This window comes from bacterium, from assembly GCA_035691305.1.
In the GTDB taxonomy this organism is placed as follows: domain Bacteria; phylum Sysuimicrobiota; class Sysuimicrobiia; order Sysuimicrobiales; family Segetimicrobiaceae; genus DASSJF01.
In genome coordinates, this window is the sequence record DASSJF010000056.1 from 1 (window position 1) to 14,101 (window position 14,101).

The 14,101-nt window shown below is 69.7% G+C and carries 13 protein-coding genes; 3 read left to right on the top strand and 10 right to left on the bottom strand.

All coding sequences use genetic code 11. From position 1 onward, the window contains the following. Positions 1–49: 49 nt before the first annotated feature. A complete protein-coding gene (locus tag VFL28_09855; protein HET7264965.1) occupies positions 50–1,093 on the bottom strand; it encodes a class I fructose-bisphosphate aldolase in 1,044 nt (347 codons plus the stop codon). A 71-nt stretch (positions 1,094–1,164) separates the two neighbouring features. Continuing rightward, a complete protein-coding gene (gene pfp, locus VFL28_09860; protein HET7264966.1) occupies positions 1,165–2,451 on the bottom strand; it encodes a diphosphate--fructose-6-phosphate 1-phosphotransferase in 1,287 nt (428 codons plus the stop codon). A 150-nt stretch (positions 2,452–2,601) separates the two neighbouring features. On the opposite strand from pfp, the gene VFL28_09865 reads away from it, so the two are divergent. Further along, positions 2,602–3,837 (top strand): MFS transporter, encoded by a 1,236-nt coding sequence (locus VFL28_09865; protein HET7264967.1) that lies wholly within the window; start codon positions 2,602–2,604, stop codon positions 3,835–3,837. Positions 3,838–3,931: 94 nt separating this feature from the next. Continuing rightward, positions 3,932–5,128, top strand: coding sequence for a methyltransferase domain-containing protein (locus tag VFL28_09870; GenBank protein ID HET7264968.1), 1,197 nt, complete (start codon positions 3,932–3,934; stop codon positions 5,126–5,128). 24 nt (positions 5,129–5,152) lie between these two features. Here VFL28_09870 and deoC read toward each other — a convergent pair whose 3' ends face one another. The 6 genes from deoC to VFL28_09900 all read right to left on the bottom strand — a co-directional run bounded on the left by deoC (position 5,153) and on the right by VFL28_09900 (position 11,263). Beyond that, on the bottom strand, positions 5,153–5,848 hold the full coding sequence (gene deoC, locus VFL28_09875) for a deoxyribose-phosphate aldolase (protein HET7264969.1): 696 nt from the start codon (positions 5,846–5,848) through the stop codon (positions 5,153–5,155). Between the two features lie 325 nt (positions 5,849–6,173). Then, positions 6,174–7,331, bottom strand: a complete 1,158-nt coding sequence (locus VFL28_09880) for an amidohydrolase family protein (protein HET7264970.1) — start codon at positions 7,329–7,331, stop codon at positions 6,174–6,176. 5 nt (positions 7,332–7,336) lie between these two features. Beyond that, entirely contained in the window at positions 7,337–8,107 is a 771-nt protein-coding gene (locus tag VFL28_09885) for a sugar isomerase domain-containing protein (protein HET7264971.1), read from the bottom strand. A 30-nt stretch (positions 8,108–8,137) separates the two neighbouring features. Continuing rightward, positions 8,138–8,962: a carbohydrate ABC transporter permease gene (locus VFL28_09890; protein HET7264972.1), complete on the bottom strand. Its 825-nt coding sequence runs from the start codon at positions 8,960–8,962 to the stop codon at positions 8,138–8,140. After that, positions 8,959–9,873: a sugar ABC transporter permease gene (locus VFL28_09895; GenBank protein HET7264973.1), complete on the bottom strand. Its 915-nt coding sequence runs from the start codon at positions 9,871–9,873 to the stop codon at positions 8,959–8,961. The genes VFL28_09890 and VFL28_09895 overlap by 4 nt, the downstream gene beginning before the upstream one ends. Before the next feature lie 70 nt (positions 9,874–9,943). After that, a complete protein-coding gene (locus tag VFL28_09900) occupies positions 9,944–11,263 on the bottom strand; it encodes an extracellular solute-binding protein (GenBank protein ID HET7264974.1) in 1,320 nt (439 codons plus the stop codon). 304 nt (positions 11,264–11,567) lie between these two features. Between VFL28_09900 and VFL28_09905 the strand changes: the two genes are divergently transcribed. After that, positions 11,568–12,029 (top strand): Hsp20/alpha crystallin family protein, encoded by a 462-nt coding sequence (locus VFL28_09905; protein ID HET7264975.1) that lies wholly within the window; start codon positions 11,568–11,570, stop codon positions 12,027–12,029. Between the two features lie 86 nt (positions 12,030–12,115). On the opposite strand, the gene VFL28_09910 is transcribed toward VFL28_09905, so the two are convergent. Beyond that, positions 12,116–13,759 carry a ribulokinase gene (locus VFL28_09910; GenBank protein ID HET7264976.1) on the bottom strand — a complete coding sequence of 548 codons (1,644 nt, stop codon included), beginning with the start codon at positions 13,757–13,759 and terminating at the stop codon, positions 12,116–12,118. 15 nt (positions 13,760–13,774) lie between these two features. After that, the coding region (locus tag VFL28_09915; GenBank protein HET7264977.1) for a fucose isomerase at positions 13,775–14,101 on the bottom strand (327 nt) is incomplete at its 5' end.

Here is a 14,101-nt window from a genome sequence, read left to right on the forward strand (position 1 = left end):
GCGGCCGCCGGAGCGGCCGCGGCCATGACCGTCGTCGCCGATCAGCGGACTAACGCCGTCCCGGACCCGCCGCCGCGGCCTGTTCCATCGCCGGAGTGTACCGGCCCTCGCGGGCGGCTGAAACCAGCCGCGCCCGGCGCAGAAACGCCTGCTGCGCGGCTTGGACCGCGGCCGGCGAGCCCCGCCAGGCGTCCATCGCCGGCTGTTGCAGTGCGCGGGCGAACGAGAAGCTCAATGCCCACGGCCTCGGCCCCGGCAGCATGTTCATCGCGTTCAGATGCTGCGTCGCGTGCTCCGGCGTCTGTCCGCCGGAGAGAAACATCACGCCGGGCACCGCCGCGGGCACGGTACGGCGCAGACAGCGTACGGTCGCCTCCGCGACTTCCTCGACGCCGGCCTGCCGGGGGCACTTCGCGCCCGCGACGACCATGTTGGGCTTCAGCAGCAGCGCTTCCAGCACGAGCCGCTGGTCGCGCAGCGACCGGAACAGCGTGTCGAGCGCGGCCTGGGTCGCATCGAAGCACTGCTCGATCGTGTGCGAACCGTCCATCAGCACCTCCGGCTCAACGATCGGGACGAGGTCGGCCTCCTGGCACAACGCCGCGTAGCGGCCGAGCGCGTGCGCGTTCGCCTCGAGGCAGTAGCGGCTCGGGCGGCCCTCCCCGATCTGAATCACGGCACGCCACTTGGCAAACCGCGCCCCCAGGCTGCGGTACTCCGCGAGCCGCTCGCGCAGACCGTCGAGGCCCTCCGTGACCATCTCATCCGGCGCGCCGGCGAGCGGCTTGGCCCCCGCGTCGACCTTGATGCCGGGCACGATGCCGAGGCGGACGAGCAGCTGCGGAAACGGCGTTTCGTCGTCGGCCTTCTGGCGGATCGTCTCGTCGTAGAGGATCACGCCGCTCAGAATTTCGGCGACGCCCGGCGTCATGAACAGCAGCTGCCGGTACTGCCGGTGATTCTCCGCCGTATTCTCCACCCCGATCGCGGCGAAGCGCTTGCCGATCGTGCCGTGGCTCTCGTCCGCGGCCAGGATACCCTTGCCGCGCGCGGTGAGCGCCCGCGTCGTCTCGATCATCGCCTCCAGGTTCATCTGCCACCACCGCCTCCTGCCGTCGTGCCCGCGGCCGGCCTCCCGGTCCGCCGCGGGTGCTTGCATCGTGCCTACCCGACCATCGGCCCCACGCGCGCCGCGGCCTGCGGCAGCGCATCCGCCACCGGGCGGAACCGTTTCACGAACTCCCCGTCGGCGAGACGGCCCGCGGTCGCAAGCGCCCGCACCCGCGCCGGATCGGCGAAATCTTCGGGCCGCAGGCGGATCATGTACGAGAGATACACCGCGTACATCTCGGACTCGACGTCGACCCGGCGCACCCGGATGCGTCCCGTGGCCGGATCGATGATGTCGGCGAACGGAATCGGCACCAGCCGGTCGCCCTGCACCGTGACCATCGCCCCGCTGCCGCCCTGCAGCAGAAAGCGAATCGCCGAATAGCCGAGCCCGCGGCAGTACTGAATGTCGAATCCGTCGGGCGGCGCGCACCGCAGCTCGTACCCGAGATCGAGCGGCTGAATCTGCACGCGCAGGCCGCGCGCGGCGAGGCTCTCCGTTACCTTGGCTCGCAGCAGGCGTCCCAGGTCGAGCTCCGCGAGGCGGATGTTGCCGTAGCTGTCGCGCTCCACCGGACCGAGCGTCGCCGGGTCCAGATTTTCGAGCAGGCCCTCGGCCAGCAGCGCGACCCCGTGCTCGCGGCCGTCGGCGAGACGCTTGATGATCGAGCCTTCGAGGATGTCGGCGACGCGCCCGAGCGGCAGGTGCGACTTCGACGCCTCTGCCGCGCGGAACTCTTCCGGGATGACCGCGAGCGTGGCGCCGGCCGCGCCCGCGACCCCGAGCGCGAGATGGCCGGCATGCCGGCCCATCACCGTGACGAAGAACCACCGCCCGCCCGTCGCGGCGTCCTGCATCAGGTTGTGCACCAGGTCCTTGCCGACGTTCACCGCGGTCGTAAACCCGAACGTCGGAATGCCCGGCGGCAGCGGTAGATCGTTGTCGATCGTCTTCGGCACGTGCACGGTGGCCAGGCGGCCCTGCATCGCCGCAGCGACCCGCGACGCGCCGAACGCGGTGTCGTCGCCGCCGATCGTGACCAGGTACGAGACCTCGAGCCGGCTGAGCGACTCGGTGACGCGCCGGAGATCGTCCGGCGTCTTCGCCGGGTTCACCCGGGACGTGCCGAGGATCGAGCCCCCCTCGAAGTGGATCCGCGAGACGTCGTTGATGTCGAGTTCGCGCGCCTTGCTCACGTCGCCCGCCACGAGCGCCTGGAAGCCGGTCGGCACGCCGATCACGCGCAGCCCGTGATTTCGCGCCTCGATCGTGGCCGCGGCGATGACCGCGTTGATGCCCGGCGACGGTCCGCCGCCGACGACAATGGCCAGTGTCTTCATGACCGCCTCCGCATCGACCCCCCCTGCCAGTCTCGATTCTCCAACACGGCGCGGCGCGGCTCAAGCGCCGCCGGGGTAAGCGTAGTCCCGCGCGGCCGGCAGGCATATCGGGCGGGCGGCGAAAAGGTGATCGGGCGGAGACCCGATCGCATGACGACGCTTGACACTCGAGTGCGCGCGCTGGCGGCGGACGCAGCCCGGAGGGGCGCGCCCGGGCCCGGCCGTGTGCTCGCGTTCAACAACGCGCTGTCGGCGATCACGAACGGCACCTGGTACGTCATCGGTCCGTTCATCCCGCTCTATCTCGGGACGCTCGGCGCGTCCCTCGGGCAGATCGGCCTCGTGGTCGGCCTCGCGGGCATCGTGCCGCTGTTGATCGCGGTTCCGTCCGGGGCCGTCGCCGACGCCTACGGCCCGGCCGTCGTGGCGGTGGGCTCCGTGGTCGCATACGCGGCCGCCGCCGTAGTCCTCGCCGCCGTGCACGGCGTCTGGGCCGTCGCGATCGCCTACACGCTGCTCAGCGGCGCCAACATCGGGTTCGCCCTCTCGGCGCAGGCGGTCGTCGCCTCGGTGAGCGCGCCCCGCGACCGCCTCGCCAACTTCGGCTATTATTCGCTCTGGAGCTCCGGCGGCGCCGTCCTCGGCCCGATCGTCGGCGGCGCGGTGGCCGGCGGGCCCGGCTACGTCGCCGCGTTCGTACTCGCGGGCGTGCTGATGGTCCCCTGCTTGTTCTTGGCGAGGACGCTGCGCGCGGTCCGCGCACCGTCGCGTCAGGTCGTCTCGCTCACGGGCGGCTACCATCTCGTCGGCACGATTCTGCGCTACCCCGGCATCCCGGCCGTGCTGCTGATCTCGTTTCTCGTGGTGGCCGGCCAGCAGCTTCAACAGTCGTTCTTTCCGGTTTACTTGAGCCGTAGCGGGCTGTCGCAGGGACTGATCGGCATCGTCTTCGCGGTGACCAGCCTCAGCTCCATGCTCGTCCGATCGCTCTTGGCGCCGGGCGCCCGGCGGCTCGGCATGACCGGCCTTGTGCTGACCGCGGTGTCCCTCATGGCGTGGTCGCTGGGCATCACGCCGCAGCTGCGGGAGTTCTGGCTCCTGGCCGGTGCCGGCGCCCTCATGGGCGCCGGCACCGGCCTCGGCTATCCCCTGACGATGAACCTCATGACCGCGCCCGTGCCGCCCGAACTGCAGGGCGTCGCGTTCGGCGTCCGTCAGGCGGTGCAGCGCGTGGCCACGGTCGTCAGCCCGATCGCCTTCGGTGCGATCATCGCGGCCTACGGGCTGGGAACCGGCTTCACCGCCGGAGCGATAATGCTCGTAGCGGCCCTGCCGATCATCGCGCGGGTGGCGGGCCCGCTCCTCCGGAGACCGGGGCCGCCCTGATTTGCCACGTCCGCCGCCCGATGGGTATGGTTAATGTGTCGGCGGGACTCGATCACCGGACATCCGCGGGGAGCAGACATCCATCATCAGCCACGTGCTTGAGCGTTTCATTCCGGCCGGCGTGCGGACCGTCGACCTGCGCAAGACCCTGGCCGGCGGCGAAGGGCCCTACGACGCGGGCCGGTGGGCCGAGGCCACAGGCGACCCGCGGCGGGCCTCCATGCTGCTGCGCGATTCGCCGCACGTGCGGTTTCTCGAGCAGTATCGCGCGACCGGCGAGGCGCTGTTCGAACGGCACCTGCTCGAGCAGACGCTCTACTTCAAGAACGCCGTCCAGTCCGTCAGGCTCTGCGGAAGCTATTTCGGCCACCGCACGTCCGAGGGCATCGCCGACCAGGCCCGATCGTTCGTCCGTCTCTACGAACGTACCGCGCGCGGCGACGCGACCGAAGTGGAGTTCACGTACCGGCGCCGGCACTCGGCGCCCGCGTCGCTCCCCGTTGTCCGTGAAACGCTGACGCCCAACACATTTCTCGTGAGCGACGGGCACCACCGGCTCGCGGTCGCGTGGGCGCTCGGCCGCCGCGAAGTGGTGGCGACCGCCGCGCCGCCGCGGACCCCGACGCCGCTGCAGTCGCTGGTCCTGGCCTGCGCGCAGACGCGGGGGCGCCGGGAGCTGTACCAGCCTATCCCCACCGTAGAATTCGACGGCGCGTGGAGCGTCGTGCGGCGCTGCAACGATCGGCTGGCGATGATGCTCGAGTTCCTCTCGGCGGCCGGCCGGCCGCTCGGCGGCCTCTCCGTGCTCGACGCGGCCTGCTCTTACGGGTGGTTTGTCCACGCGTTCGCACGCCGCGGCGCCGCGGCGGCCGGCGTCGATTCGGATCTGTCGGCGTTGAAGGTCGGCCGGATCGCCTACGGCCTCCGCCCGGAACAAACGGTGCACAACGATCTACAGACGTTCCTCTCATCCTGCGGCCGCAGGTGGGATGTGGTGCTGCTCCTCAGCGTGCTCCACCACTTCGTGCTGCACCCCAGGCGGGGCCGCGCGGAAGACCTCCTGCACGCGGTGGACAGGGTCGCCGGAACCTGCCTGTTCATCGACACCGGCCAGGCGCACGAACGCTGGTGGCGCGGCGCCCTCGCGCGGTGGGACGACGACTTCGTCATCGACTTCATCCGCCGGCACACATCGTTTACGCGGATCGTGCCGCTCGGGACCGATACGGATCACGCCGGCCCGTACCGCCAGAACTACGGGCGTACGCTCTTCGCCTGCCTCAGGACCTAAGAGCCGCCGCGGTTCGGCGGAGCGTCAGGCCGCGGCGCCGGCCGCCGTAAATTCGTCGATGATCGCGACGCCCGCGCTCGCGCCGATGCGTGTGGCGCCCGCCTCCAACATCGCGGCCGCCTGTGTCCAGGAGGAGACGCCGCCGGCCGCCTTGATCCCCGTCTCAGGTTTCAGGACGGACCGCAGCAGCCGCACATCGTCCGCCGACGTCGGCCGGATGCCGAGCGCCTTGAAACCGGTCGACGTCTTGATGATCTGGGCGCCGCCGCTCTCCGCGGCGCGCGCGATGACGACGGCCCGATACCGCGTCAAGAGCGGCATCTCGATGATGACCTTGAGAATGGCGCCGGGGGGCATGCCCTCCCGCACCGCCGCGACCTCTCGCGCCACGGCATCCCCATCGGCCATGCGGGCCGCCGCAAGGTTGACCACCATGTCGATCTCGTCCGCGCCCCGGTCGAGCGCGGCGCGCGCCGACGCGCGCTTCACGTCGGACAGGTCCGCGCCGAGCGGGAAACTGACGACGGCCACGACACCGGTTTTCGTGCCGGCCGTAACCCGGCGCGCCGCGGGCAGCGCCGCCGGCAACACGCACACGTGGCCGAACCCGTACGCGACCGCCGTCGCGACAAACGCCTCGATCTCGGCCGGCGAGGCGTCGGCGGCGAGCAGCGTCTGGTCGATCATCGCCGCCAGCGCGGCGCGCGTGACCGGAATCATCGGCATCCCTCCCCGCGTCGTCCCCGGGTGACAAATCGAGGAGCGCAGCGGTGTATCCGGTCGGTAACCGCCTTTCGACCGTTCCGCCGGAAGCCTGCGGTCAATCAGCCGTTCTCCGGAGTTGCCCCCCGAAGTACACTTGACCGACACGGGCCTTCCGCGTGAACGGCGGGTGATCGGCTACCTGCCGTTGTCCGCGCGCTCCCACAACAAAACGTACTCCGCGGCCGGCGTGCCGTCTATCAGATCGAGGTCGTATTTCCTGCGGGCGCCCGGCAGCGCGCGGGCCCGCGCGCCGCGGTGGACGCCGAGCGGTTGAGCGGGGTCAGGGCTCGTAGACGACCTCTCCCGCCGCGATCGTCCGGACGACTTCGAATCCGCCGTCATGCGACGGCCACCGGGCCAGCACGATGTCGGCGGCGCACCCGGGCCCCAGCGATCCGACATCCGTACGACCGAGCAGCGCCGCCGGTTGACGCGACGCCATCGCCGACGCGTCGGCGAGTCCGACTCCGGTGAACTTCATCACATTCGCGACCGCGGTCCCGAGATCGAGCGCGGACCCGGCGAGGTACTTGGTGCCGGCGATGCGCACCGCCCCGTCCGCGGCGACCTCGACCGGGCCGCTGAGAAACTGATACGTGCCCGGCGGACGGCCGGCGAGCCATACCGCATCGCTGACGAGCAGGCAACGGTGGATCCCCTTCGCCCTCAAGAACACCTTCACGACGGACGGCGGGAGGTGATGGCCGTCCACGATCAGGCTGGCCGAGAGCGCGTCGGCCGCCAGCTGCTCCCAGATGTAATTGGGATGCCGGGGCAGCACCGCGTGCGCCCCGTTGCCGAGATGCGTCGACAGGCGCGCCCCCGCGTCCACCGCCGCCCGGATATCCGGTGCGGCGGCATTGGTATGGCCGATTGCCGGAACGACGCCCGCGCGCGACAGACGCTCGATGAGGTCGATTGCGCCCGGCAGCTCCGGCGCCAGCGTGAATAGCCGGATCCGTCCGCCGGCCGCGTCCTGGAACGCCTGCACCTCAGACCAATCCGGGAGGCGGACGAAATCCTTGGGGTGCGCGCCCCGCGGCCCGTCCTCCGGCGAGATGTACGGACCTTCGACGTGGATCCCGACCACCGCGCGGTCGACCAACTCTATCTCGTCGCACGCGCGGGCGACGGCGCGCAGGGCCGCGGTCATCCGGCGGTGCCCCGCGGTGCAGATCGTGGGACAAAACCGCGTCACCCCGCGCGTCCACAACGCCCGCACGACCTCGGCGACCGTTTCGGGCCCGACGTTCGCGCCGTTGAGGTCGAAGCCGGCGTAGCCGTTTACTTGTACGTCCACGAAGCCGGGAAGCACCCACAGGTCGCCCGGCGCGGTTTCGCCGGGCCGCGGAGGCCGCACGCTCTCGATCGACGTCCCGGCGAGCGTCACCGTGACCGGCTCGCCGCCGACGTTCCTGCCCGTGACGCTTGACGTCATGATTGCTACAGCCACCGGATACGCGCCGCGTAGCGCTCGATCAGCCGACGGTTCGCGTCGTCGCCGCCGGGGATATTACCGCTGGTCCAGACGGGCGGCATCACGCCCGCCGCGAGGAGGGCGGCGGCAATTTCGGCGACGAGCGCTTGGATCACGAACGAGTTGAGGATGGTGGACACCGGCGCCACCCACGGCGTGAGACCGGCGAACTCCAACACCGCGTCACGCTCCGGCATCTTGGTATCGAGGACATAGTCGACCACTTCGAAGAGGCTCTTGCCGCCGGGGTGCCGGGCCGGGTGGTCCCGCGGCACCTTCTTCGAGAAGTCCGGCGAGGTGATCCCGACCGTCGTGACCCGCCGCTCCCGCGCCCACAGCGCCGCGTCGATCGTGCAGGCGTTGATCCCATAGGCGTTGGCGACGATCAGTACGTCGTCGGGGGTGATTGGGTACGTGCCCAGCACCGCCCGGGCGTACCGCGGCGTGCGCTCGATCGCGCTCGACCGCCGGCCGCCAAACACGAGGCATACGCCGGGATCGAAGACCGGGTAGACCGCCGCCAGGCCGCCGGCTCGCCAGCTCATCTCCTCCGCCGCGATCGTGGAGTGGCCCCCGGTCCCGAAGACGTACAGCAGGTGGTCCTTCGCGATGACGTCCGCGAGGACGCCCGCCACGCGCCTGATCTCGGGCCCGGTTTCCTCCACCACGGTCTGGAGCAGTCCGCCGACCGTGCGGTGGAACTGCTCGATCGGCGCCGCCACCGTCCGGGTCACCATGTGCGCCACGCTCCTTTCCGCTCGCGCGGGTTACTTGATGGCGCCGGCCGTGAGGCCTTTGATGAACCAGCGCCCGGCGATCGCAAACAGAATGACGGGTGGAATCGCGATGATGACGGAGCTCGCCATGAGCACGCCCCAGTCGATGCTGTAGTCCTGCAGGAACTGCGCCATACCGAGCGGCAGCGTCTTGTGCGGTCCGCTGATGATGAACGCCAGCGCGAAAAAGTATTCCGTCCAGGACATCAGAAACGCGTACAGGCCGAGCGCCGTGAGCCCCGTCGCCGTGAGCGGCAGGAAGATCCGGACGAGCACCTGGAACCGGCCCGCGCCATCGACCATCGCCGCGTCTTCCAGTTCGAGCGGGACCTCCGTGAAGAACGCGCGGAGCATCCAGATGCTGAACGGCGCGATCGTCGTCACGTAGACGATCACGAGCGCCGCCAGCGTGTCGATGATCCGCAGGCGCGTGAAGGCCACGTACAGCGGGATCAACAGCAGCACCCGCGGGAAGATATAGCTCGACATGAAGGCCTCGAACAGCAGTTCCCGACCCCGGTAGCGGCAGCGGTAGAGGCTGTACGCGGCAAGGCTCGAGAGCGCGAGCGTGATCCCCGTCACGGCCAGCGCCACGACGAGGCTGTTGCGGAAGTACGTGCCGAAGGGAATCTGCGTGAATAGGTCCGTGTAGTGCTGCAGCGTGAAGGTGTGCGGCCAGAAGGTCGGCACCGGACTGATCAGCTCCGGCAGCGTCTTCACCGAGTTGATCACGACCCAGTACGCGGGCAGCACGACGACGGCCAGGACCGCGGCGACGGAGAGATAGCGGCCGGTGATCTTGAGCGCGGCGGTCACGACTCCGCCTCCCCGACGTCGCGCATGAAGCGGCGCATGTACCCCAGGCCGTAGAGCAGCAGGCCGGCAAACAGCACGATGGAAATCGCCGCCGCGGCGCTGATCCGGAATTCCTGGAAGCCCTTGTAGTAGATCAGGATCGCGAAGGTATTGGTCGCGTTCGCCGGGCCGCCGCGCGTCAGCAGCCAGATGACGTCGAAGATGTTCGCCGCCCACAACGACGCGATGAATACCGTGACGGCGAGCACCGCGCCGATCGAGGGCAGCTCGACGTACCAGAGCCGGCGCCAGTAGTTGGCCCCGTCCACCTCGGCCGCCTCGGTGACTTCTTTCGGGATCGCCTGCAGCGCGGCAAGCATCATGAGTGCGAACAGCGGGAACCAGTGCCAGGCGTTGACGAGGGTGGCGGTCAGGAACGCGAGCCCCGGCTTGCCGAGGAACGACACGGGACCGTGGACCAGGCCGCCCTTCGCGAGCAGATAGTTGGCCACGCCGAGCGTCGGGTCGAGCATCCACTTGGCCATCGTGGCAAGCACGATCGAGGGCATCAGCCACGGGAGAATAATCCAGCTGCGCACGACGTCGTGGCCCCAGAACTCCTGATTCAGCACGAGCGCCGCGATGAGTCCGCCGGCCACCTGGAGGACTGTGTTGAGCGCGGTCCACAGCACGGTGACCCGCGCCGCGTGCCAGAACTCCCCGGACACGAAGACCCGGACGTAGTTGGACAGGCCGACGAACCGGCCGGCCGTCCCGACGTATCCGATGTTCAGCACGCTGAGCCGCATCGCGTCGACGAACGGGTAGACGACCGTCAAGAGCGTCCACAACACGAGCGGCAGGACGAGCAGGTAGCCGAAGTACGGGTCTTTCTGGAGCGTCTTGGCGGCGAAAGCGAACGGCCCCCCCACGCGCGCGAGCGCCCTCCCGGGGAATGATCCACCCCGGGAGGGCGCGACGCTGCCCGGATGCGCCAGCGGGCTAGGTGAGGGTCTCACGGATCTTCTGCTGTCCTGCCTTCACCGCCGCGGCGGGCGACAGTCCCTGATGGATCATCTGCTGCGCCGTCCAGGCCAGCAGGTTCTGGCCCGTGATGCGGCCGATGTCCTTGCTGAACGGCGTCCTGGTAAAACCGAGCTGCCGTCCGTACTTCTCCTCCCGGATCTCCACGCTGAACGCGGCGAAGTGCCGGTTGAGCGTCGGGTTGTCGCGCAGGCCCTTCGCCCTCGCGGCTTCCTGCGTCACCGGCAGGAACAACCCCGGCCCCACGCCGAGCAGGGTCGCCATGTTCTCCGGCTTGTACAGGTGGTCGAGGAACGCGTCGAACCCAAGGCGGCCCTGCCGCGTCGCGTTGAGGAGCAGGATACCGTTGTCCCATGTCGCCGTGGCGTGCTGACCGCCCGTGTCGGGAGTGGGCACCGGGCCCGCGCCGAGCAGCTCGGGCGGCTGCTTCGTGCGCAGGTCCCACTGCTCGATGTACTGGCCCTTCTCGATCACCATCGCGACTTCGCCCGCGATCAGCGCGTTGAGCGGCTGGTCCCACTGCCAGGTCTCGGAACCGGGCGGCGACATTCTGAACAGTTTCAGATACATCTCGTACGCGCGCACGGTGTTGGGGTTGTCGAAGACCACGTTGCCGTTGGTGTCGAACAGGTCCTCGGCCTTCGCCGTGCACATGAGCGGGTACACCTGCTGCACCGTGGCGAGGTGCCAGTCACCGGCGACCCCGACCGGGAACTTGACGACGCCCTTCGAAACCAGGGTCTGCGCCGTGCTGAGCAGCGCCGACCAGGTCTTCGGCGGCTGCGCCGGATCGAGCCCCGCCTTCTTAAACAAGTCGGTCCGGAACCACAACACCTCCGCCATGTTGTAGAGCGGCACCGACCAGTACTTGCCGTCCCACGTGAACGGACGCAGCGTCGCGGGATCGATGCGGTACACGCCGCCGAGCGAGGCGACCTCGGCGCTGACGTCCTGGATCTTCCCGCCTGCCGCCTGAACGGTCATCGTGAGGTCGGGCACGGTGAACATCATGTCGGGGGGACGCCCGGCCTGGATGGCCGCGGAAATTTTCATGTACACGTTGCTGTAGTCTTGATTTTCCGGGGTGATCGCGATAAGGTTCTGGCCGCGGTTGAACGCCGCGCACAACTCCTGAATCGCTTTGATGCGGGTAGGCCGCGCCTCGCTGTGCCAGAGGATCATCGGCATCGGCGCAGTCGCGGCGTCCGCCGCGCGGCCGGCCGCCAGCGCAAACGGCATCGCCAGACCGGCCTTCAGGAAGGTCCTCCGTTTCATCATTGCGTTCCCTCCTCCCGGGAGATGAGCGTCGAGTGGCGAACGGACGGCACAATCCACCACCCACTGTAGGAGAAGGCCCGGTCCGCAGTTATCCGACCTGAATCCTATTGCGGTTCGATCCGTGAACCGATTCCGGGAGACCGGCGCGAGAGACACCCGGACCCGGTCGCCCATCGGGTCGTGACCCGATTCTCGTCGGTCGGGCGCCGGATGTACGGCACGGCGGGCGGGTGTACGTTGAAGAAGGCGGGGCGGTCTGGGGGGTGCGACCCCGTCATCAAGGTTGTGGTAAGGGAGGTTGGCCATGAGCATGCTGAGGTGGGATCCGTTCTTCTTTGAGGATGTGGGCGGCCTTCGCCGGACGATGGATCGGATGTTTGATGAGCTTTTGCTCAGGAATCCGCTGCGGACGGGCACGCCGGCGATTCCGAAAGTGTGGGAGCCGCCGATCGAGATGTTCGAGACCAACACCGAGGTGGTCGTACGGGCCGAGCTGCCCAACATCGACCCCAAGAAGGTGGACATCACCGTTCTCGAGGACACGATCACGTTGAAGGGCGAGACGAAGCACGAGGAAGAGATCAAAGAGCGCCACTACTTCTATCGTGAGCTGGTGCATGGGGCGTTCACCCGGACGCTCAAGCTGCCCGCGCCCGTGAAGGGCCCGGAGGCCAAAGCGGTCTACAAGGACGGCGTGCTGGAGGTCAAGATTCCGAAGGCGGAGATCGTGAAGCCGATACCGGTGAAGGTGCAGATGGCGGCCTAGGCAACCGAGGTTGCGCGTCTGCAGCAGCGGCGGCCGGCTCAGCCGGTCGCCGCAGCCATTTCCGGCGTGGTCCGAACCGACGCGGGCTAGGCCGTGCCCCTCCGATGCATGGCGTGGAGGCGCCGCATCACCCCGCTGCCGCCTTCGCCGAAATAGCGCGCCAGCTCCACGTAGTCGGCGTACAGGTCCTCGTAGACGCGCCGGGCCGCCGTGTTGGGACGATACATCACGCGCTCGGCGCTGCCCATCCGGCGGACCACGCCCGTCATGTCGTGCGCACCCTCCGCCGCGGCCGCGGCGTAGATCGCCGCCCCAACGGCCGAGGCGTCCGGCACGCGCGCCGCCCCGACCGGCCGGCCGGTCACGTCCGCGGTGATCTGCAGCAGCAGCGGATTGCGCTCGGCGAGCCCACCGCAGGCGTGGAGGCCGGTAATCGGCACGCCGCCCGCCTCGAACGTCTCGATGACGCGACGGGTGCCGTAGGCGGTGGCCTCGAGCAGCGCGCGGTAGATCTCCGGCGGCTCGGTCGTCAGCGTAAGGCCCACGAACGCTCCCGACAGTTCGCCGTCGACGAGCGGCGTGCGACAGCCGTTCCACCAGTCGAGGGCGAGGAGCCCGGAAGCGCCCGGCTCGAGCCGCGCGGCGTCCTCCCCCAGTCGCTCGAACACCTCGGCTTCCCCGCACCGGGCCGGGACGGCGGTGCGCACGAACCACAGGAAGATGTCGCCGACCGACGCCTGGCCGGCCTCGTATCCGAACAACCCCGGCAGAATGCCGTCCGCCACGACGCCCGAGATGCCCCGCACGGGGAGGCGGCGCGTGTCCACGAGCATGTGGCAGGTTGACGTGCCCATGATCATCACGAGCTGCCCCGGATCGTGCACGCCCAAGGCGGGAACCGCGGCGTGCGCGTCGATTGCCGCGACGGCGACCGGCGTGCCGGCGCGCAGGCCGGTGCGCGATGCCCACGCGGGAACGAGCCCCCCGGCGCGGGTGCCCAACGGGCTGGGCGCGGTCGCGAGGCGCTCGAGCAGTCCGGGGAGCGCCGGATCGAGGCGCTGCCAGAACTCGCGCGCGGGATAGCCCCCGTCATTCTGCCAGTGGGCTTTGTAGCCCGCCTGCGCGACGCTGCGGACTTCCGCGCCGGTCAGCTGCCAGACGAGCCAGTCGCCGCCCTCGATCCAGCGCGCCGCGGCCCGCGACACGCCCGGCGGCGCCTCGGCCAGCATCTGCCATCCTTTCGCCCACATCCATTCCGACGAGGTCTTGCCGCCGTAGTACGCGAGAAACTCACCGCCCGGCTCCGCGGCGTGCGCGTTGATGCGGTCGGCGTACGGCTGCGCCGCGTGGTGCTTCCAGAGCTTCGGCCACGCGTGCGGCTCGCGTGCGAAGTCGGCGAGCAGGCACAACGGTGTGCCGTCGGCCGCCGCGGGGAGCACCGTGCACGACGTGAAGTCGACGCCGATCGCGGCAATGGCGGCCGGATCGCCGGCGGCGGTCATCGCGCGGAGCAGCGTCTCCGCCGCGACGAGCCAGTCCCCGGGGTGCTGGAGCGCCCAGTCCGGTCCGAGGCGCGCGCCGCCGGCCGGGAGCGCCCGGTCGAGTACGCCGTGCGTGTACGGTGCGGTGGCGGTGGAGACGACGCGCCCGGTGGCCGTGTCGACCAGCACGGCGCGTGCCGACTCGGTGCCGAAGTCAAGGCCGATCGCGCAGCGCGCCGCCGCCGGCACGATTGACGCCCCCGATCAGGCGAACACGCGGTAGTCGATCCCGAACATCTTCGCCGCCCACACGAGATCGTCGACGTAGTCCCCGTACACCCCGTGAATGTGGTTGCTGTCGTACTCGGACAGGAACACGTCGGGCGGCACCCGGAAACGCGCGAACGCATGCGGCCACACCGGCGTCGTCGCCGCGGCCTTCCGCTGTGCAACGTCGGGCGAAAGCTCGACGAACTGGCCGGGTACGATCGCAAGCCAATACTTCCCCTGCCGGCGCGCGAGTCGCGCGAGCGTCACCGGTCCGGGCGCGGCGACGTGCATCACGGACGCGCCGCCGGCGGGGAAGTAGAC